At 59.2% G+C, this 19,445-nt stretch carries 19 protein-coding genes; 10 read left to right on the top strand and 9 right to left on the bottom strand.

What is annotated here, in order from left to right:
* Positions 1-72 precede the first annotated feature (72 nt).
* Positions 73-1,263, top strand: a complete 1,191-nt coding sequence (locus ACV1FX_RS04900; RefSeq protein WP_473116416.1) for a TraB/TrbI/VirB10 family type IV secretion system protein — start codon at positions 73-75, stop codon at positions 1,261-1,263.
* A 3-nt stretch (positions 1,264-1,266) separates the two neighbouring features.
* Positions 1,267-1,506: a DUF2274 domain-containing protein gene (locus ACV1FX_RS04895; protein WP_473116415.1), complete on the top strand. Its 240-nt coding sequence runs from the start codon at positions 1,267-1,269 to the stop codon at positions 1,504-1,506.
* Positions 1,507-1,518: 12 nt separating this feature from the next.
* Here ACV1FX_RS04895 and ACV1FX_RS04890 read toward each other — a convergent pair whose 3' ends face one another.
* On the bottom strand, positions 1,519-1,953 hold the full coding sequence (locus ACV1FX_RS04890; RefSeq protein ID WP_473116414.1) for a hypothetical protein: 435 nt from the start codon (positions 1,951-1,953) through the stop codon (positions 1,519-1,521).
* A 78-nt stretch (positions 1,954-2,031) separates the two neighbouring features.
* Here ACV1FX_RS04890 and ACV1FX_RS04885 point away from each other — a divergent pair, with 78 nt between their 5' ends.
* Together ACV1FX_RS04885 and ACV1FX_RS04880 are read left to right on the top strand one after the other, a co-directional pair.
* The gene (locus ACV1FX_RS04885; RefSeq protein WP_473116413.1) at positions 2,032-2,241 is read left to right on the top strand and encodes a helix-turn-helix domain-containing protein; all 210 of its coding nucleotides are present in this window, start codon (positions 2,032-2,034) and stop codon (positions 2,239-2,241) included.
* A 123-nt stretch (positions 2,242-2,364) separates the two neighbouring features.
* A complete protein-coding gene (locus ACV1FX_RS04880) occupies positions 2,365-3,060 on the top strand; it encodes a DUF3800 domain-containing protein (RefSeq protein ID WP_473116412.1) in 696 nt (231 codons plus the stop codon).
* Positions 3,061-3,142: 82 nt separating this feature from the next.
* On the opposite strand, the gene ACV1FX_RS04875 is transcribed toward ACV1FX_RS04880, so the two are convergent.
* Entirely contained in the window at positions 3,143-3,676 is a 534-nt protein-coding gene (locus tag ACV1FX_RS04875) for a hypothetical protein (protein WP_473116411.1), read from the bottom strand.
* A 387-nt stretch (positions 3,677-4,063) separates the two neighbouring features.
* Here ACV1FX_RS04875 and ACV1FX_RS04870 point away from each other — a divergent pair, with 387 nt between their 5' ends.
* The 3 genes from ACV1FX_RS04870 (at position 4,064) to ACV1FX_RS04860 (ending at position 7,858) form a co-directional block, all read left to right on the top strand.
* A complete protein-coding gene (locus ACV1FX_RS04870; RefSeq protein WP_473116410.1) occupies positions 4,064-6,091 on the top strand; it encodes an AAA family ATPase in 2,028 nt (675 codons plus the stop codon).
* A 119-nt stretch (positions 6,092-6,210) separates the two neighbouring features.
* Positions 6,211-6,741 carry a hypothetical protein gene (locus tag ACV1FX_RS04865; RefSeq protein ID WP_473116409.1) on the top strand — a complete coding sequence of 177 codons (531 nt, stop codon included), beginning with the start codon at positions 6,211-6,213 and terminating at the stop codon, positions 6,739-6,741.
* A complete protein-coding gene (locus tag ACV1FX_RS04860; RefSeq protein ID WP_473116408.1) occupies positions 6,731-7,858 on the top strand; it encodes a hypothetical protein in 1,128 nt (375 codons plus the stop codon). Before ACV1FX_RS04865 ends, ACV1FX_RS04860 begins: the two co-directional genes overlap by 11 nt.
* Here ACV1FX_RS04860 and ACV1FX_RS04855 read toward each other — a convergent pair.
* Both ACV1FX_RS04855 and ACV1FX_RS04850 read right to left on the bottom strand, forming a co-directional pair.
* Complete coding sequence (locus ACV1FX_RS04855) at positions 7,806-9,173, bottom strand: hypothetical protein (protein ID WP_473116407.1); 1,368 nt, start codon at positions 9,171-9,173, stop codon at positions 7,806-7,808. The two genes, ACV1FX_RS04860 and ACV1FX_RS04855, sit on opposite strands and share 53 nt — an antisense overlap.
* Before the next feature lie 1,105 nt (positions 9,174-10,278).
* On the bottom strand, positions 10,279-11,406 hold the full coding sequence (locus tag ACV1FX_RS04850) for a site-specific integrase (protein ID WP_473116406.1): 1,128 nt from the start codon (positions 11,404-11,406) through the stop codon (positions 10,279-10,281).
* 135 nt (positions 11,407-11,541) lie between these two features.
* On the opposite strand from ACV1FX_RS04850, the gene dusA reads away from it, so the two are divergent.
* Positions 11,542-12,537: a tRNA dihydrouridine(20/20a) synthase DusA gene (gene dusA, locus ACV1FX_RS04845; RefSeq protein ID WP_473116405.1), complete on the top strand. Its 996-nt coding sequence runs from the start codon at positions 11,542-11,544 to the stop codon at positions 12,535-12,537.
* Between the two features lie 132 nt (positions 12,538-12,669).
* Here the strand turns inward: dusA and ACV1FX_RS04840 are convergent, their stop codons facing one another.
* The 5 genes from ACV1FX_RS04840 to ACV1FX_RS04820 all read right to left on the bottom strand — a co-directional run bounded on the left by ACV1FX_RS04840 (position 12,670) and on the right by ACV1FX_RS04820 (position 17,416).
* Positions 12,670-13,224, bottom strand: coding sequence for a TIGR02281 family clan AA aspartic protease (locus ACV1FX_RS04840; protein WP_473116404.1), 555 nt, complete (start codon positions 13,222-13,224; stop codon positions 12,670-12,672).
* A gap of 28 nt (positions 13,225-13,252) precedes the next feature.
* Positions 13,253-13,456, bottom strand: a complete 204-nt coding sequence (locus ACV1FX_RS04835; protein WP_473116403.1) for a DUF1289 domain-containing protein — start codon at positions 13,454-13,456, stop codon at positions 13,253-13,255.
* A gap of 43 nt (positions 13,457-13,499) precedes the next feature.
* A complete protein-coding gene (locus ACV1FX_RS04830; protein ID WP_473116402.1) occupies positions 13,500-15,095 on the bottom strand; it encodes a sensor histidine kinase in 1,596 nt (531 codons plus the stop codon).
* A 149-nt stretch (positions 15,096-15,244) separates the two neighbouring features.
* Positions 15,245-16,522, bottom strand: coding sequence for a sodium:proton antiporter NhaD (gene nhaD / locus ACV1FX_RS04825; RefSeq protein ID WP_473116401.1), 1,278 nt, complete (start codon positions 16,520-16,522; stop codon positions 15,245-15,247).
* Between the two features lie 24 nt (positions 16,523-16,546).
* Positions 16,547-17,416 carry an NAD(P)-dependent oxidoreductase gene (locus tag ACV1FX_RS04820; protein ID WP_473116400.1) on the bottom strand — a complete coding sequence of 290 codons (870 nt, stop codon included), beginning with the start codon at positions 17,414-17,416 and terminating at the stop codon, positions 16,547-16,549.
* 209 nt (positions 17,417-17,625) lie between these two features.
* Here ACV1FX_RS04820 and ACV1FX_RS04815 point away from each other — a divergent pair, with 209 nt between their 5' ends.
* Complete coding sequence (locus ACV1FX_RS04815; protein ID WP_473116399.1) at positions 17,626-18,060, top strand: VOC family protein; 435 nt, start codon at positions 17,626-17,628, stop codon at positions 18,058-18,060.
* Between the two features lie 54 nt (positions 18,061-18,114).
* Positions 18,115-19,245, top strand: coding sequence for an Mrp/NBP35 family ATP-binding protein (locus ACV1FX_RS04810; RefSeq protein ID WP_473116398.1), 1,131 nt, complete (start codon positions 18,115-18,117; stop codon positions 19,243-19,245).
* The last annotated feature ends 200 nt before the right edge of the window (positions 19,246-19,445 follow it).

Below are 19,445 nucleotides of genomic sequence, written 5' to 3'. Positions count from 1 at the left end.
GATCAGGATCCCGAACCGCTGGAATTGCGGGCACGGCCGCGGCCGGTTCGGCGCCTCAACAGGCGCGCTCTCATGATTGGCTGCGCTGTCGCGGCCCTATTCGTCGGTGGGGCGATACTCATTGCGCTCCGGCCGTATTCCTTCAAGCAATCGGAGCGGACGGAGCTCTACAACACCGACCGCAAGCAGACGGCCGAGGGCTTGAGCAAGCTGCCAAAATCCTATGAGGAGTTGCCGCCATCGACGCCGCGGCTTGGACCGCCGTCGCCTGGGGATATTGGCCGGGCCTTTGCCGAAAACGAGAAGAAGGCTGGCCTAGCATCGGACTCTGGCTTCCGCTCCAACCCGGAGGAAGACGCCGAGCGGGCTGAGCGGATCCGGCAGACGCGGGTCGCCCTGCAGGCAAAGGAGTCGGGCTTGTTCGTCCGCCTGTCGGAGAAACAGGACAAGCGCAAGCAGGCAAGCGCGACCGAAGCTCCGGCTGCTGCTCCATCAGCATTCCGGCCTTCAACTCCCGATACCGGTCCATCTGCTGCGGAACTCGCGAAGACGGCGCAGGCGATGATCGACCGCTCCAGCGAGATCATTCCCTCGTCGCAGGCGCGCAAGCTAGCCTTCGCGGGAGCGAAAGCCGACACGGAGACCACCAATCCCCATGCGCTTAAAGCAGCACCATCCACCTACGCGGTGATGGCGGGATCCATCATCCCGGCGAGCCTCGTCACGGGTCTGAATTCAGACTTGCCTGGGGCGACCATCGGCCAGGTTACCGAGAACGTCTATGACACGGTCACAGGTGAGCATCTCTTGATCCCGCAGGGGACAAGGATTGTGGGCAAGTACGATAGCGTGGTCGCCTTTGGTCAGAAGCGGGCGCTCGTCGTCTGGTCGCGGCTCATTTTACCAAACGGAAACTCAATCGTGATCGAGAACCTTCCGGCGACCGACGTAGCTGGCTACGCAGGGCTTGAGGATGAGGTTGATTTCCATACCTGGCAGTTGCTTAAGGGCGTGGCCTTGGCGACCCTGATCGGAGTGGGAACACAGCTATCGATCGGCAACGACGAGAGCGACCTTGTAAAGGCGTTGCGGGAAAGCACGCAGCAAACGACCAATCGGGCGGGGCAGCGCCTGGTGGAGCGCGAGCTCGATGTGCAGCCGACAATCACGGTGCGGCCAGGTTGGCCCCTGCGGGTGATTGTTTCGAAGGATCTGGTGCTGAATCCGTACCAGGACGTTCAGACGGTAGCGAAGGGCAAGTGAGAGATGAAGCTTGCGAAACTGCCTGATCGGACGCCGGTGAAGATGGGCGTTGTATTTACGCCGGGACTTGCACAGCGGTTGCGAGAGTATGCTGATTTCTATGCTGAAACCTACGGCAGCAAGGAAGAAGTGGCTGAACTGATACCGTTCATGCTTGAGGCATTTCTCGAGAGCGATTCGGCGTTCAAGAGAGGAAGGAAAAAATCTGACGCAGAATCACCGTCAGGCAATCGATACGATTAGCGGTCTTCGCGGCTAACACTCAAGATGGGCCTCGGTATTCGCCTGGGCGAGTGCAGTCCTCACATGCTCGATAGCAAATTCGAGTGTTGTGAGGAGATTGGACAGTTCGTTTGCAGATGCTTCCTCCAGATGAAGGTTGTCCTTGCAAACGGCTTGAGAAACTAAATCGTGTATAGAGGCGGTCACGCGCGGGCCTAACAAGGCCAAACCCGAGGATCCGAGAATTTGGGATATCACCTCGCCAGAGGGGCTAACCCTGATGACTAGCTGTAGACCTGAGGCGATCTCTTCTTCGAGAATCTGGACAGGTAGGCTGATTGCCGAAAGAGCGTGACCCATTCCCTCCGTGCGATAGCCGACCCGAAAGAAATTGCCGTCGGTAGAAGCTTGGCCAGATGATACACGGTCGATGAACGGTTCGACCGATCGAGCTAGCGCATTGGCCATCTGAGTCACCCTAAGATCCGCCGATAATACCTAGTATACTAGGTGGAGATCAAGTAACGTTTTGTGCCGTCTTGCCGCATGAAGTTGCGGCGGCTGGTAGCCAGAAATCTTCGGCGCCTAAGGAAACAAGGCGGCCTTTCCCAGGAGGAATTGGCCGATCGCGCTGGTTTGAACCGCAACTACATCGGGATGATCGAACGCGAGGAAAATTCGCCGACGGTTGACGCCCTTGAACAAATTTCGGCTGCGCTCGGGATTGACCCCATCATTCTGTTTCGGGATCCTTAGCAGCGGGTGATCGCTCTTCTCTCGCGATCGAGCGCGGGACCCAAGAGAGGATCGAGCGGCCTTCGGCAGCCAATTTTTCTGCGGTCTAAGCCAAAGCACACTTTCATCTAAGGCGGATTGAGAATGTATGTCGGCTATTTCGACGAGGTGAAGGCTGATCGTCAGCAAGGAAGGGACAACTACCTGGTCGCGGGCCTCGTCATCCCAATGGACCAAATCGGTATTGTCGAAGGACAGATGACGGATTTGGCGGTCGAGCTGTTCGGCTCGCGAGAGCTGACAAAAGAAACCGAATTTCATGCTGACTCGATTTACAGGGCCAAGGACAACTTTCGCGGTAAGTCGATGGCTGAGCGCGCGACAATCCTTGGTCGGCTAGCCAAGCTCATTGGGGAAAACCAGTATGTCGCCAAAGTCTTTGCGGCCATAGACAGTGCAAAGATTTACAATCCGGACCAAGCTGCAGAATTTGCGTTTGCACATTTCGTCGAGAGAGTGCAGATGTGCGTCTGGGATAGGCCATGCGTTCTAATTGGTGACCAAGACGACGCCGAGGCGGTAAACATGGTCCGTGACTTCGCGCAATTTCGGGCGCGAGGCACGCCTTGGGCGCACGGCATCGACATTAAGACCGTCGTCGATACGGTCCACTTCTCTAAATCACACCACTCGCGTTTGATCCAGCTTGCTGACGCCTATGCTTGGCTCACAGTTCACAGGTGGGGGCTACGGAAGGGTGTGATGGCGAAGCTTGTCGATGACGCAATCAACGGCGTCAATCTGTTTCCCAATCGGTATAAGTACTGGCCAAATTCCTAACAACAGCGCGTGTCAGTGATCAACCCACTGATCTGGTTGTATCGGAGGCGCTTGGCGCGGGCTTGGTGCGGCTCACGAACGGTTACCAATCCATAGCGTTGCGCAAAGTGCTGATCGCGTTGGACGGTTTGCCGCGCGTCGCTGCGGCCGAAGTGATACCGCCGATTCCAACCCCATCCAGCCATGCTGTGTGTTTCCGGTTTAGCAGGTTGGGATTCTTCCGCCGGCAAATGAATATCATCAGTGCCTCCAAAGCCTGCATCCAATCTTTGCGTGGCCGGGCAAACCCAACCTGCTTCTCCTTCCTTTTTCCGAGAAGGTGAAGACAAATCGTGCCCTTCATCCAACCGTTGCGACTATCGATCTGCGAAATCATGCGCAAATTGCGTTGATTGAAGACCTCTTTTTTGAATCCTTGTTTGGTCGTAAGGCCGACGTAAATTGGCTTGTAGCTACGGCCATTCCGCAAAGAGAAGATATAGATTCCGATAGCGTCAGACAGCCTGCCCCCCGCAGTCCGATTTACGTATTCCCATCCTTCCTTTTGCCACGCGACCTGAAAAACCTTGACACGATCGATTTCGAAAGGACCAAACACCTCAAACGTTCTCGTCATCGACATCTCCAAATAGCGAGCGTGCCTTACTATCATGGGACTGCACCGGAGTTGAAGAACAGCGAGTACCCCTTTGTCAGAGTGACATTGCTTGCCCGTTGTTGAAGCCACTGGCCCGGAGAGCGACGATTGGATCGCAATATCGCGTCCGATGGCCCTCTTCGCGGTGCCATGGACGACGAGTCCACCCTGCCAACTGGTAACATCAGCCTAAAGTCTACCTCGCCAAGTGGCTCAACTGATGCTTGCGAAATCTATCCCGTTGCGGAATGATATCTAGTTAGGTCGCAGTGGGAATCGGGCAGCGAAGGGGGGAGCGGTGGCTGGCAGCGCAATTCGCGGGTCTTCGCGAGAGTGATTCAATTTCCAATCATCCGACGAGTAGAGGTGCAGGGGTACGAGTTATTCCAGAACGACAAGTCGTCTGGAATATCGCACCGTTTTGACCGCGGTGTGCATGCGATCGTCGGTATCAACGGGCTGGGCAAGACTACGCTTCTCGCAATGCTCTATAGAGCTCTGATCGGGCCCTACGATCAGAGCAAGCGTGACGACGCGGGGCTTCTAAGCTCAAAGCACGAGCTCAGCGACTGGCGTCAGAAGGGTTTCTTCCGCGAACGAGTCAGTGACCGCGCAGTGAAGGCAACTGTTGAGGTGGATATCGAGTTCGGCAAACGAGCTGTGACGGTACGTCGCAAGCTCACGAACCTAGAGGTTGTATCGCTGTCGCTTGATGGTGAGCCCATAGAAGCGTCCCAAGAAGAATATGAAAGCACGATCTTAGCGTTGTCGGGAGCGGCGACCTATTTCGATTTCTACGCGATCTTGAGATACCTCGTATTCTACCTTGAGGACCGGATCGAGCTCATATGGGACCGCCGTTCCCAATTCGATATGATGAGGGTCCTTCTTTTTGATACGGAAGCGGCTAGGCGCGCGTCGGAGGCCTACGACAGCGCTCAGTCGGCTGACAGCGATTTTCGTACGATGCGGACTATTGTAAACAATGACACGAAGCGGCTAGCCGACTTGGAGGCTGCTTTGGGTCAGACGCAAGCGTCCGAATACCGGATGCTACAAGTCGCGCTATCTCAAGCGGAGGCCAAAGATCTGGAGCAGGCTTCCGCAATTGAGGAAGCGAGACGCAATGTAGAAACGACTCGTTTGAGTCGCGAAAAGGCTTTGCTGGACCTGCAGGAGGCTCGCAGCGCTGTCGAGCACGAAGAGCAAGCGCATTATCAACATCTATTTCCAGATCTCGGCGAAACTGCGCGCCACGTCTTTTTGAATCTTCTTGGCGGCGGAGCCTGCTTCGTCTGCGGAAATGAATCGTCGAACGCTGCTGATTATCTCCGCGACAAGCTTGATCAGCATCGATGCCCGATCTGCAATTCGGCTGAGGAACAGCAGGAAAACGTTGTTAAGCCGGCGCAGTTCAGCAAAGCAAGGCTCGGTAGGCTTCGCGTTTCGGTGGACAAGCTTCGGGTAAGTATTTCTTCTCTGACCGCTGCGATTGAAAACGCTGAAAAGGAATACGCCCAGCTTGTCGAACGTCGCGAAGGTGACCGTGAGGAAATCCGCAGGCTGCGTCACGAGCTCACAAAATTTGGTCCCGTTGCCATCCCAGATGAAGCCGAGGTTGAGGCGCTTCGCGCATCGATCGCTCAGGGCCGAAAACAGATGGACGAAGCACTTGCCGAACGCAATTTGTGGGAAGGGCGCTATGGACGGATTGTCGGGAGACAAAAGGCTCGGATCGAGGAAGCGACGGAGGAAATCAGAAAGCGTTTCCGGCAGTTTGCCGGGATGGTTTTGGCAGAGCACTGCGAATTGATCGCAGAAAACGAATCTCGCGCTATCGGGCAAGAGGGAAAGAAATTCGACTTTCCGTATTTTGAGGTGGCGATGACCTCTGGGGTGTTTAGCCAGAGCCCGAGCGCCAGGGATGACGCGTCCGCGGTCTCGGAGTCGCAACGCGAGTTCCTGGATATTGCCTTCAGGCTCGCTCTAATCGCAACAGTGACCGGGGGGAAGTCCGATTCCATGCTTGTTTTGGAGACACCCGAGTCCAGCCTCGATAGCTTGTTTGTATTCAAGGCCGGTGAAGCATTCCGGCAGTACGCGGAGGATCCGAAGCGCCGAAACGTCTTTATCGCGAGTACAAACCTCAACAACGAGGAGATGTTGGGCGCGCTGCTCGGGGCACTCAAGCCCCCAAAAATCGACAAGACTTCAGCCGCCATCCCACAATTGGGTCGGAAGCGGGTCGCTGAGGCCGTAGTCGCGCCAGCTGTACCACGAGCCGAACGGCTTAGCAGAATAATCAACCTCCTCGAGCTGGCGGCGCCAAATGCCGCTCTTAGGAACTATCGAGCCTACTACAAACGACTCTTCAATTCCGCCTTGGGGCGTTAGGTATGGCGGACCAGTCAGGCAGGGCGATACTAGTACCCAGAATGTGGATCCTCTTGCTGCTCGACGCATGCGAGCGCTCGGGTATATCTCCGCTATCGGTCGAAAGGCTGCATCGCCTAGTGTATCTCGCCAATACTTTGGCGCCGGTGTACGATCTCTTAGTTCCGGATGGTTACATCCTTAAGTATCGGCGAGGTCCGTTCTTTCCGGCGGTGCATTACGATATCGGGCGCCTCGTAGCTCAGGGAATGGTCAGGGCGACCGGCTCGAAACCAGTCAAGGATGACCTCGGATATTGGATTTCCGCGAACTATAGCCTTCACAAGAATGGCATGCGGGTCGTCGATGAGGCTATTTCTATCGAAACCGTACGCCCTAAAGCCCTTTACCTTAGAGAGGTTGCACTCGCATTCGCGGGTCTCGAAGCGTCCGATCGTGACGGTGCTGCCTTAGTCGATGTGAACTATGATGCGGTGGCAGAGAATTCCGCCGTACGCTTCGGAGAAGGTGACGATAATTTGGCTCCTGCAGCCTCCGTTGTCGTCTCAAGTCCCATTGACCTTTCGGTCCGTCGGTTGAGATTGAGCAGGTACCTGCAATACCTGGAGCAGGCTTGGAAGCACCGTCAGGGGCAGCGGCATGCCTCCTGACGAGAAGCTAAATTCTGTTCGTAATCGGATGAACGCGGAGGCCATCGCCGTCGTAAAGCAGGCACCCCTTGCGGGAAGTACTCCGGCGCCGTCTGACCCGGAAACTGATCACTTGGCGTTCGAGAATGAACTTCAGCGCTACGTGACCGAGTGGCTTGATAGTCACGAGGATACGGCCTCGGACTCGAAGCCATATGCGTTTGTGCTGTCACGTTCGATCATCGACGATCTGGAGATGCTCGCTAAGACGACGCTTGTCGGAAAAAAGTACGATGCTTTCAGGCACCAAAAGGGAAATGAAATTACCGGGCGTTTGATCTTCGCCACCATGAATTTCGAGCAGGCCGTCGTCGTGGAGGTGGGAGTAGTGACCGACGCCCAGTCTCTTTTCGATGCGGTTTCGGGGTGCGGCTGCCATGACCGCGTTTACGGCGTGTTGGAGCCATCCCAGAGAAACTTGATCGTAAATCGTCCGGGTGCCGCGACGCGCTCAATCATCATCAAGCCGAGTAGCCAACACGCGCCATGGACGCTCGACCGGCTGGAAACAGAATTGGCCAACTTCCACGCCTCGTTTACGCGCACGCCGAACAGTGTCTTGCTTCCGTGGAGCAGCGCGGACAATGGCATCACGGTCGACCGGCTTGAAAACAGAATCAGCAAATCGCTGGCTTGGGCGCTGGATGTGAATTTCGCTCGAGGGAGTGTGCTGACTGAAGTCGAAACGAGCTCAGGGAGGATGGACGTCTACTTGACCCCGAGCGTTCTCACCACAGGATCGGGCGTAGTCGAGGTCAAGGTACTTCGAAGCCATCGGCGACGCAAAGGAAGCCGCGTAAAAGTCAGTGCAGAGTTCAACGAATGGTGGGCTTGCAAGGGCGTCATTCAAGCGGACCTGTATCGTAAAGACTATTTCGCCAGCGTGGCTTATTTATGCTGTTTCGATGCTCGCGAGGACGATGTGGATATACCAGAGGTACAAAAGGTTGCCGCTACGCGCGAAGTAAGAAACAAGCGGTATTTTATGTATCGCTCAGGAGAAGCTCTACAGGAGGCGCAGCTCGCTATCTCGAAGGGGAGCGCTTCTGGCGCCGGAGGTGAAGCAGCGTCTCACTGAGTATCTGACTTCCTCCTTGTTGCGCGCTCGCGCGCATCGCCCGAATCGGTCGAGCTGATTTGGCGGAGAAGCCGAAAGCTGGCGCAATCTCAGCGCAAATCGCTGCGACATCGACCCGGACGCCGGCGTACCGACTGTCGCCAATCACCATCATAATGTCAGCTTGGGATGCCATGCTTTTCGAGAGGCCTTGCATGATATTCGCCATATCGCTGAAATAGGCCCCAACCATCGCGGGGATGTCGTCGTTCCAGAGCCTCCCTACATGACGTTCCAAGGACTTGACCGTCTTCTTCAGTGTCGGTGAGGGCGGGACCTCACCAGCGTAGGATCGTTTGATTTGCACGTGGGACCTAAGCGTGGACTCGCGCAGCGAGCGGTTCGACGCGGTAGAGGTTAGATAGCCAAGCAACCACAGTTCGACATTATAAATGTCCGTATAGTCGAAAGAGTTGGGATAGGGCGGAGAAAATAAGGAAAACTCTGCTTCGGGGGCGTCGCCCACCAACTCTCGAGAATCGCCTCGCATCAGGAGATAGTCTTGTTCTGCTCTCCTGCCATAGTAAGAAATATCCTGAATCGCCTGTTCCGCTGCTTTACGGAAAAGAAGGTCAACCTGGTCGGGCTTCGTTTCGCGAGCCGTCCAATTTCCGCGATACCGCCTGCCTTTGCCGCTGATCACGACATTGCTGAGGGGCACTGCGATAGATCCGAGCAGGACACGGAAAAGCCGGCGGTGAGGTTCGGATGATAGTCCCGAAATGGCCTCCCGATGGACCAGCAGTCGCCTGGCGATAGTCTTATCGAATATCCAGCGCCCATTGACACCTGGCTCGACGAACGTATCGGGCGCGCCGTCGAGCATGAAGCTAGTCGGGCCTTTGAAGGCCTTTATCGCGGCCTCCAGCTTGACGTAGTCGCGCACGAGCGCCGGAAGGTCGTAACGTTGGAGCTTTGCTTCAATCAGGTCGGCCAAAAAAGGGTTCACCTCGGCAGTAATCGGCTTCACGCCGAGAAACTGACAAGTGAGGGATGTCGTTCCCGATCCCCCGAACGGATCGATGCACACTCGCGGTCGCTTGGATAAGGACGCGACAGCAGTCGATACAAACCTTGGACTGAACGCTTCCTTGAATCGGTACCATCGCTGGAACGGAAGCTCCTGTGCCTCGACATTGCTGGAGGCCGCCGATCTTCGTGCGATTTGATCGAACCAGGCGTTCGCAGTCATCCGGTCTCCGGCGTGAACATCGCGCATCAGGAGAGCTAGGCGCTTAGCGTTGCCTCGTTCCGAGGAGGTTGTCGATTCAAACATGAATTCACTCTAGCGCAGTCTATGCTAATATGCTAATAAAATCAGCATATGAGAATGCGAAAACCAAGTGATATTGGGCGAGATCTTCGCGGCTTCATGACGCGGCACGATCTCACCGAAGCAGAGTTCGCGGAGCGAGCCTCTTTGCGTGGCGGTGTTTCGTTGACGCAATCGTGGGTAAGTCGGATCGTCCGCGGCGAGTTTAGGAGGCCCACCGAGCGGGTCCGTCAGCTAGCCGCCTATGCCGACGTTCGTATCTTCGAGAGAGGGGCTGTGAGCCCTCTGGGCGAGAAGAAAATACGGCAAGCGCTGCGAGCATCCTGGGACGGATCGTTAGCTCAGGCGAGAGTGATCGCGAACCTGATTAAGGCCATGCGTGATCTGGTGTGAGCGCGGCGCGATACTCTAGCGGCAGCCAGTGTCGCTAGGAACGGCGCAAGGCAGCCGCGCAATCTCGACTAGGATGTTCTACAATGCATCAGATAGCGCTCGCGGATTACTCGGCGAGAGGGTAGGGCTGCAGGCGGCATGCCGCTGCTTCTGCGTACTAACTCAGATTAGCGCTAGCATACCGAGTAGCGTTCCGATCCAATAGAGGATCCATAGAACTCGAAGATCCACCCGTTCAAGGGCGGTGTTGCCACCGATCGATGTGGCGCTCCTCCCAAGGCGAGCCAGCGTTGACCAGGCGAAGACGAAAATGGAGGCGCCTCCCAGCCAAATTTTGGATGCGGGCGACGCCTGCCAAGGCAGCTCTGTAGCAAGCATTGCGGAGATGACCGCAGTCAAAAGAAATAGAAATGAGCCCCAGACTCCCCATCGGAAAGTCCGCATGCGTTCTCGCACCCTTGGCTCATAGTCACGCCGTTGCTGGTCGATTTCGGCTTTCGACTTTGCGGCCAAATGTTTGTTTGCTTCCAGCTCCGCGGCGTAGTCGTCATCAACGAACGCCCTCAAGCTCAACCCGGGCCATAAGAGTAGAGCGAGACCACGGAACGTGAGGGCGAATTCATTCATTCTCATAACGCTCGGTCCCCATGTCTCGGAAATGTACCGTGATAGGCCTGCACACACCATCAGACAACCACAAAAGGACGTGCGGCGTTTAGGTCAAAAAGCTGACATCCGAGCGGCCGCGCGCGGAGGTGATGAGACCATCCATGAATTCTTCCAAAGACGGTTGCGGTGCGGTTTGAAGCTTGTGGAGCTCTTCTGGTTTTAGCTTCGTATAGCGTCGCAACGTCCGCCAATCCTTGTGACCCGTAACTAGTGCGACCTTCTCGATCGTAAGCCCGGCCTCAAAGAGGCGGCTTGTACCTTCGTGACGCAGGTCGTGAAAATGCAGGTCGTCAATCTTCAACTCGTCGCAGGCACGCGTGAAGGCCGCGCTTATCGAGCGGTGATTGTACGGAAACACGCGACCCCAGCCCCTCGTGATGATCCGCTGTTGGAGCAAGATCTCCCAAGCATCGAAGCCTGTTAGATTGAGAAGCGGCACTTTCTGATCGTTGCCATCCTTCGCTCGCGGATCCTTGCGATCGCGGATGACGAGCACCCGCGTTTTCATATCTACGTCTGGCCAATCCGGGCGACATATTTCTTCCTGCCGCATCGTTGTCGCCACCGCATACCGAACGATCCGACCCATCGGAATGACCTGTCGAGGATTGGTCTCGAAGTACTCGATGAGCTCGCCGAGCTCATCTTCAGTTGGGCGTCGGTCTCGTTCTTCCGACTTTGCCACGAGGCCCAAATGCTTCATCGCATATCGCGCTAATCGAACCTCTTCAGCCGAGACTTCGATGCCGTGAACGGCTGCGGCGTGCGTCGCTACGGTTCTGATGAAGGAAAAGTCGATTGCCAAGGTAGCTGGGCCCGCGCCTTCCTTCGCGCGCTGGCGACCAAATTCGATGAGCCGCTCGCGATTGAGCTTGGGCAATTTTACCGTCCCTAAGGCTTCCTTTAGTGCCTCCAGCACGGCGGCCTTGGAACGGCGGGGAGGGCGGCCGACCTCGTGCATGTCCTCGATATGCAGATCGATGATGTCGCCGAAGGTTTTTGCCTGCACGGCGGCACGTGGTTTGGGTGATCCGCTGCGGTCGATGTTGCGCTCCATATCGAGCGCCCAGTCTTCGCCGTCCTTGCGCCGGCGGAAGGTCTCTGACACGTAGCGGTTCTTGCGGCGGACCTGGACACGCCAGTTCCCGGAAGGCAATTGAATGAAGGTGGCCACGGTCGTGTGCACTCCCCAATTCGTGTGCGCTACGTGTGCACTGAGAGGTCAAAACAGGTACAAACGTGTGCAAATTCGGCTAGTTTGGAGTGCACATGTTCCGGGTTCATCCCATTGAGAACATAAGGTAAATCATTGAAATCGCAAGACTATCGCTTTTCTGTGGCTCCGATGATGGATTGGACCGACCGGCATTGCCGGGTGTTCCACCGTCATTTGACCCGGCGCGCGCTGCTTTACACGGAGATGCTGACGACCGGCGCCGTCATCCATGGCGACCGGGCGCGGTTGCTTGGCTTCGACGCTAGCGAGCATCCGGTGGCGCTTCAGCTTGGCGGGTCGGATCCGTGTGAGCTTGCGCTCGCGGCGCAGATCGGTGCCGACTTCGGCTATGACGAGATCAATCTCAATGTCGGCTGCCCGTCCGACCGGGTCAAGGACGGCCGCTTCGGGGCGTGCCTGATGGCGGAGCCCGAGCTGGTGGCTTCGTGCGTGGATGCGATGAAGCGAGCCGTGCGCGTGCCCGTGACGGTGAAGTGCCGCATCGGCATCGATGACCAGGATCCGGAGGTCGCGCTCGATCGGTTGGCGCGCGCGGTGGTCGCAGCGGGCTGCGATGCGCTGATCGTGCATGCCCGAAAAGCCTGGCTCAACGGCCTGTCGCCGAAAGAGAACCGCGACATCCCGCCGCTCGACTACGATCGCGTCTATCGTCTCAAGCAGGCGATGCCCAACGTGCCCATCATCATCAACGGCGGGATCATCGGCATCGATGAGGCGAAAGCCCATCTTGCCCACGTTGATGGCGTGATGCTGGGACGCGCCGCCTATCATGATCCGTGGCGGCTGCTCGCGGTCGATCCGGAGGTGTTTGGTGAGGCCGCATCGCATCCGACGATGCAGGCCGCGTTTGAAGCCATGATGCCCTACATCTCCGAGCAGCTTGCGCGCGGTACGCGGCTGCACGCCATCACGAGGCATTTCGTCGGCGCGTTCCATGCCGTGCCCGGCGCGCGTGCCTTCCGCCGCCATCTTGCCGAGCATGGCGTGAGGCCGGGCGCCGGGCTCGATGTCCTTCGCGACGCGATCGCGCGCGTTGACGATCGCGCGGTGGCGCAAGCCGCGGAATAGCAATGGATCCTCGCGAATGCATAGGAAATGGCTATAGATTCGCCTTTCGAAGCTCTATCTCCGGAAGGGGACGAGTGGCCTTCGGAAGAGCCTTTAGCCAAATCATCTTATCGAATTGGGGATCCAGATCCGCTAGTCGACTGCCGTGCGCGGGCGGCGGTGGCTGCTTTGCAGCTCGGGATAACCGGTAAGCATCAGCTTGTCGGCGCGAACGCCCCAGCTCTCCAGGCGATCGAGGAAACTCATGCCGAGCAGGTTGGTCTTCATCTGTCCGCGCTGCACGACCAGTGCCGGCACCGACTTCTCGATGAGTTGGCCGACGGCGAGACGATCGAGCGTGAGCCGAGCCGCCTTGGTGTGTCCGCCTGCGGTCTCGAGATCGACGTCATATTCGAGCATCTCGAGCGGAAGCCCGATAGCCTTCGCGGTTTCCCAGGTCAGCACGACGGAGGTCGCGCCGGTATCGATCACCATCGGCGCGGTCACGCCATTGATCTTGGCGCGAAGTGCGAATTCGCCGCCCTGGCCGCGTTGAATCTGCACGGCGGGAGCGGACGATGCAGTGTGTGCTCGGAAAAAATGCGAGACAGTATGGCTCGCGCGCGCGATCTGATCGGGATCACCATAGGCGACGACGGCACCCGCCGTGCCGGCCAGCATGACGAGAACGAGCAGAAACCGGATCATCGTGCGCCTCCGTGAGCGCGCGCACCGGTCAAGCGCGCTTCGGCAGCCCCGCGATGGGCGAAAGTCCCGCATCCGCCATGCGCGCGGGAAGCTGCTCCATGAGGGCGAGCCGTTCCGCACGTTCCATGGCGTGCCAGCGCGCGATTTCCGGCAGCGTGCGGCCGCAGCCGAAGCACAGCTTTGTCTTGGGATCGATCATGCAGACGGCGACGCACGGCGTGTCTTTGCTCATTCCCGCATAGTGAAGGATTGCTGGGCTCTTCTGCAAGCATCTCTCAGGAACCCGTGCCCGCGCTCATGATCGGCTTGTGGCGTGGCCGTCGTTTCTCGTCCGTGACACCAGAGCCGTCGGGCTGCAGCGGCGGAGCTTCTTCCGTCATCGGCGCAAGCGCGCTCATCACGCGCTCCGGCGGGAAGGTGACGATCACCTCGGTGCCGATGCGCAGCTTCGATTTCAGCGTGAACGTGCCGCCATGCAGGTCGATGAGGTTCTTGGCGATGGGAAGGCCGAGGCCCGCGCCCTGTTCGGCCGATTTGATCGAGTTCGAGCCCTGGCCGAAGGAGGCGAGCACGACCGGGATTTCGTCCTCGGGAATGCCCGAGCCGGTGTCCTTCACCGAGAGATATTGCCCACCCGAGGCGGTCCAGCCGACTTTCAGCCAGATCTCGCCGCCCTGCGGGGTGAACTTGATGGAGTTGGACAACAGATTAAGCACGACCTGGCGGATCGCGCGCTCATCGGCCCACAGGCGCGGCATTGCATGCTCATAGACCTCGTGGATGGTGATGCCGCGGCTCGAGGCGCGGAGCTTCATCAGATGATGGCAGTCGGCGACAATGCCCACCAGCGACACCGCTTCTTCATTCAGCTCGTAACGGCCGGCCTCGATCCGGGACAGGTCGAGGATCTCGTTGATGAGATTGAGCAGATGTACGCCGGAATTATGGATGTCGGCGGAATATTCCTTGTAGACGGCGACCTGATGCGCGCCAAAAATCTCGCTCTTCATCACCTCGGAGAAACCGAGGATCGCGTTCAGCGGCGTGCGCAGCTCGTGGCTCATCTGTGCGAGGAAGCGCGACTTGGCGACATTGGCGGACTCAGCGCGGTGCCGCGCCTCGTCCGAGATTGCCTTTGCCTGTTCCAGTTCGCCGATCAGCGCATCCTTCTCCGCGCGCGCTTCCAGGGTTGCGAAGGTGGAGGAGTGAAGCCGGTACGCCAGAAGCACGAAATAGCCTTCGGCCGCGAGCGACAGCGCCGCCAGAATGTAATTGTCAAGCGAGCCGCTCATCGCAAAGCTCAGCGCCATCGCGACCGCGACGGGCGCGGTGGCCGCGAGTGCGGCGATCGGCAAGTTGGCCGCCAGCATGCTCGATACTGCGATCACCAGCAGCATCAGGAACATCATCAGCGTTTCCGTGACGACGTCGAACACGGGATGGATCAGGATCGCCATCCAGCAAAGGCCATAGAGCAGGTCGAGCACGACGAATCGCGTGCGCCATCTGCGGGTGACCGCGGGGGAGGCCGGCGTGCCGAGATAGCGGCGGCAGCTCCGGATCATGGCGGAATGGATGCAGAGCATGCCGACGGTCCAGAGCGCCGCCGGAACCGGCTGCATCCAGAGCCCGAACAGCAGGCCGGTCGCGACCACCAGGAGCATCACGACATAGGATGCCGACAGCCGTGTCTGCGCATATTGGCGCAGCATTTCGCTGTCGAAGGCGGGCCGTGTTCCGCTGGTCGACGTTAACTTGTCGCGCGCCTCGCGCACCCGCTGCGCCGCAGCCCGGCGATTGCTGGCCGACGGCACGCTTGCCGGCTCGGCCGGAAGCTGCACGACCTCGGGCTTTTCAGCGGGGTTACTCATCAAGAAACACGAATTCCTGCCCACGCCGCACGCGGGCCTTCTGCATTCTCTATCTCTGGCAACAAATCCTTAAGAGCTGACTTAAGGAGCTAAAGAATTACGTTAACGCGGGGTTAATCCGGTGTGTCGAACTGTGGCGAACGGCCGGCTCAATGCGCCGCCGCGTGCTGAGCGATATAGACCACGGCCCCGGCCAGATATCCGGCAAGCGCCGGTCCTGCGATGCGACGGGCGTACCAGAAGAACTCGATCTTCTCGAGCCCCATGGCGGCAACCCCGGCGGCCGAGCCGATGATCAGGATCGAGCCACCGGTGCCGGCGCAGTAAGCGATGAACTCCCAGATGAAGCTGTCCGGCGGGTAGTGCGCGAGGTCGTACATGCCCATGGTCGCAGCGACGAGCGGCACGTTGTCGATGATAGCGCTGAGCAGGCCCAGTAGGACGACGATGATGTCCTGGCGGCCGATCGTGGTCTCCAGCCATCTCGCCAGCATCGTCAAGAGGCCGGCATGCTCGAGACAGGCGACGGCGAGCAGGATGCCGACGAAGAACACGATCGAGCTCATGTCGATCCGGGTCAGCGCATGCGCCAGCGTGAGAGGCTTCCGCAAGTGCTCGTCCTTGTCGCGATGGACGATCTCGCCGGCCAGCCAGACGATGCCGAGCCCGAGCAGAACGCCCATGAAGGGCGGCAGATGCGTGAGCGTCTTGAAAGCGGGCACGGCGATCAGTACGCCAAGGCCAAGGCAGAACATCAGGTTGCGCTCGAACAGCTCGATCCCTTGCAACCGGTCTTCCTTCGGCGGCGGCGCAATGGTCTTGCCTCTCAGCGAAAAGCTGATGAATGCGAGTGGCACGAGCAGGTTTACGATCGAGGCGGGAAGCACCGCGCCCATGATGTTCACTGGCGAGATTTGTCCGCCGATCCACAGCATGGTCGTGGTCACGTCGCCGATCACCGTCCAGGCACCGCCGGCATTCGCGGCGATGACGATGAGGGAGGCGAACAGCAGGCGGTCATCGCGCCTGGCGATCAGTCTCTGGATCAGCGAGACCATCACGATGGTGGTCGTCAGATTGTCCAGGACCGCGCTCAGAAAGAATGCCACGAATCCGACCAGCCACATGAGCTGAACCTGGCTCGTGGTGTGAATTCGCGCAGTGATGACCTCGAAGCCGTTATGGGCGTCGATCACCTCGACGATCGTCATGGCGCCGATCAGGAAAAACACGATCTGCGCCGTCGCGGCGACGGACTCGTCAAGCTGATGGGCGACCATGGTGTGGTCGCCGATCGTGACCGCATACACCGTCCAGAGCACGACCGCGCCGATCAGCGCGGTTGCACTCTTGTTGATCCCGAGCGGATGTTCGAGCGCGATCGCCGCGTAGGCAATGACGAAGATGACGGCGATCGCGATTAGCAAGGCTGGTCCGGGACTAAGCGGCCATCAGCGTTGCAGCCGCGCCAGCAGGCTCGACGTATCCCAGCGCTTGCCGCCCATCTTCTCGACTTCGGCATAGAACTGATCGACCAGCGCGGTGACCGGCAGGTTTGCACCGTTGCGACGGGCTTCTGCGATGCAGATCGAGAGGTCCTTGCGCATCCATTCGACCGCGAAGCCGAAATCGTACTTGTCGTCGTTCATGGTCTTGTAGCGGTTCTCCATCTGCCAGGACTGCGCCGCACCCTTGGAGATGGTGTCGATGACGGCCGCAACGTCGAGGCCGGACTTCTTGGCAAAGTGAATGCCTTCGGAGAGGCCCTGGACGAGACCCGCGATGCAGATCTGGTTGACCATCTTGGTGAGCTGTCCGGATCCCGCGGGTCCGAGCAGCTTGCACATCCGCGCATAGGCCGCGATGACCGGCTCGGCGCCGGCGTAGGCGTCCTCTGCGCCGCCGCACATCACGGTCAGGACCCCGTTCTCGGCGCCGGCCTGTCCGCCGGAGACGGGGGCGTCGACGAATTTGAAGCCGCCCTGGGTGGCGGCGGCGTCCAGCTCGCGCGCGACTTCGGCGGAGGCGGTGGTGTGGTCGACGAAGGTTGCACCCTTCTTCATGCCGGCAAACGCGCCGTCCGGACCGATCGTCACCGCACGCAGGTCATTGTCGTTGCCGACGCAGCACATCACGAAATCCTGGCCCTCGGCGGCCGCCTTCGGGGTGGGGGCGGTCTTGCCGCCGAACTTGTCCGCCCATTCCTTCGCCTTGGCCGCGGTGCGGTTGTAGACGGTGACCTCATGGCCCCCCTTCTTGACGAGGTGGCCGGCCATGGGGAAGCCCATGACGCCGAGACCGAGGAAAGCGACTTTAGCCATGTGGGTGACCTTGCTTGTGCTTGGGTGTTCTTGCGGTTCTGACCAGCCTTGAAGCTGCTGGGGCATAGAAAAGGTTTGGGCGGTTCCGCTCCTAAATGGACGGATCGGACGCGCACCATAAACCCTTGAGGCCGAAGGGCAACGGCTAGGTTTGCCGGGCTCCTGTGCTAGGATAAGTGGCCAAACATACAAAAAAGGGAGTGAAAGGCATGGCCGTGAGCGTTGGGGTGCTCGATCATTTCAACATCCGAACCCGGAAGCTGGCCGAGACCGTCCGCTTCTATGAGGACGTGCTGGGCCTCGAGAAGGGTCCGCGGCCCAATTTCGCTTTCCCGGGTGCGTGGATGTACAGCGAGGGCAAGCCGGTGGTGCACCTCGTGGATATTTCCCCGACGGACGAGGCTCAAAAGCCCGATTCAGGCGTTGTCCACCACGTTGCCTTCGCCAGCCACGGTTTCGACGGCATGAGGCAGCGGCTGAGCGGCAAGGGCATGAAATTCGATTCCCGACAGGTGCCCGGCGGCGATCTCTGGCAGATCTTCGTGCACGACCCCAACGGGGTCATGATCGAGCTGAACTACGAGGCGGCCAAGGAGCAGGGGGCGGCCCCGGTCGAGACGGCCGGGGATATCGGCAGGCAGTAGCCTTTTGGGCGTTTCCGCTCTAATGGGTCGCATCGTGACTTTAGGAGATGCGCTTTGAGCGTGACGCAGCAACAGGTTCTCGACAGCCTCAGCCGGATCAAGTCGCCGCGCGGGGTCGCGCTCACCAATGCCAATGTGCTGAGCGCGATCAGTGCCAGTGACGGCAAGGTGTTCTTTTCGATCAACGTCGATGCCGCGGAGGCGCGGGCCTGGGAGCAGATCCGCGCCGAGGCCGAGGCCGCCGTGCGCGCTATTCCGGGCGTCACCACCGTCATGGTGGCGCTGACCGCCGAGCGCAAGCCGGGCAGCGCACCACCGCCGCCGCCGAGCCGCGGCGCGCCGGGGGTACAGCCGGCTCATGCCCACCGGCCGCCGCAGGGCGGCACCTCGCCGATGTCACGGCAGTCCGAGATTCCCGGCGTTGCCGCCGTCATTGCGGTCGCCTCCGGCAAGGGCGGCGTCGGCAAGTCGACCACTGCGCTCAATCTTGCGCTTGGCCTGCGGGACCTCGGCCTCAAGGTCGGTCTGCTCGATGCCGACATCTATGGTCCTTCGGTGCCGCGGCTGACGGGGCTCCACGAAAAGCCCGAGCTGAACGACGAGCGCAAGATGATCCCGCTTCGCCGCTTCGGCCTCGCCATCATGTCGATCGGCTTCCTGGTCGAGGAAGAGACCGCGATGATCTGGCGCGGTCCGATGGTGATGTCGGCGGTGACGCAGATGCTGCGCGACGTCGAGTGGGGCAAGCTCGATATCCTGGTCGTCGACATGCCGCCGGGCACCGGCGATGCGCAGCTCACGCTCGCGCAGAACGTGCCGCTGAAGGGGGCGGTCATCGTCTCGACGCCGCAAGATTTGTCGCTGATCGACGCGCGGCGGGGCCTTGCCATGTTCAAGAAGGTGAATGTCCCCGTGCTCGGCATCGTCGAGAACATGAGCTATTTCCAGTGCCCGCATTGCGGCACGAAATCGGACATTTTCGGCCATGGCGGAGCGCGACACGAGGCCGAGAAGCTCGCCGTCCCGTTCCTGGGCGAAATCCCCTTGCACATGGCGATTCGCGAGACTTCGGACGCCGGAAAACCAGTGGTCGACAGCGAGCCGGATGGGGCCCATGCGGCGATCTATCGCGCCATTGCGGGCCAGATCCGGGACCAGCTCAAGCCCGTAATTTCCGCGGGCTAACGCCCTCCCGTCGAGGCATGCGACTATCGTACAGCCCCGTCATGCCATTGTCGCGTTCCGAAAGCCGGGCTTCCGTGCTAAACGCCCCGGCAGTCAAACGCCTTCGGTTCGACGCGGCCATCACGCATCGCCGAGACTAAAGCGCGATGAGATTGGGATGAATCGTTCTCGCGCTTTTAGGTTATTGTTTGAGCATGATC

The sequence above is a fragment of the Bradyrhizobium ingae genome (assembly GCF_055791185.1).
The sequence above is the reverse complement of the archived record's forward strand: the minus strand, read 5'-3'. Positions and strand labels throughout refer to the sequence as shown.

Bases quoted from the DNA above. Each gene is read 5' to 3' on its own strand.
- ACV1FX_RS04900 (WP_473116416.1), top strand. From the start codon at position 73: ATGATTGGCTGCGCTGTCGCGGCCCTATTCGTCGGTGGGGCGATACTC.
- ACV1FX_RS04895 (WP_473116415.1), top strand. From the start codon at position 1,267: ATGAAGCTTGCGAAACTGCCTGATCGGACGCCGGTGAAGATGGGCGTT.
- ACV1FX_RS04890 (WP_473116414.1), bottom strand. From the start codon at position 1,953: ATGGCCAATGCGCTAGCTCGATCGGTCGAACCGTTCATCGACCGTGTA.
- ACV1FX_RS04885 (WP_473116413.1), top strand. From the start codon at position 2,032: ATGAAGTTGCGGCGGCTGGTAGCCAGAAATCTTCGGCGCCTAAGGAAA.
- ACV1FX_RS04880 (WP_473116412.1), top strand. From the start codon at position 2,365: ATGTATGTCGGCTATTTCGACGAGGTGAAGGCTGATCGTCAGCAAGGA.
- ACV1FX_RS04875 (WP_473116411.1), bottom strand. From the start codon at position 3,676: ATGACGAGAACGTTTGAGGTGTTTGGTCCTTTCGAAATCGATCGTGTC.
- ACV1FX_RS04860 (WP_473116408.1), top strand. From the start codon at position 6,731: ATGCCTCCTGACGAGAAGCTAAATTCTGTTCGTAATCGGATGAACGCG.
- ACV1FX_RS04855 (WP_473116407.1), bottom strand. From the start codon at position 9,173: ATGTTTGAATCGACAACCTCCTCGGAACGAGGCAACGCTAAGCGCCTA.
- ACV1FX_RS04840 (WP_473116404.1), bottom strand. From the start codon at position 13,224: ATGATCCGGTTTCTGCTCGTTCTCGTCATGCTGGCCGGCACGGCGGGT.
- ACV1FX_RS04835 (WP_473116403.1), bottom strand. From the start codon at position 13,456: ATGAGCAAAGACACGCCGTGCGTCGCCGTCTGCATGATCGATCCCAAG.
- ACV1FX_RS04830 (WP_473116402.1), bottom strand. From the start codon at position 15,095: ATGAGTAACCCCGCTGAAAAGCCCGAGGTCGTGCAGCTTCCGGCCGAG.
- ACV1FX_RS04820 (WP_473116400.1), bottom strand. From the start codon at position 17,416: ATGGCTAAAGTCGCTTTCCTCGGTCTCGGCGTCATGGGCTTCCCCATG.
- ACV1FX_RS04815 (WP_473116399.1), top strand. From the start codon at position 17,626: ATGGCCGTGAGCGTTGGGGTGCTCGATCATTTCAACATCCGAACCCGG.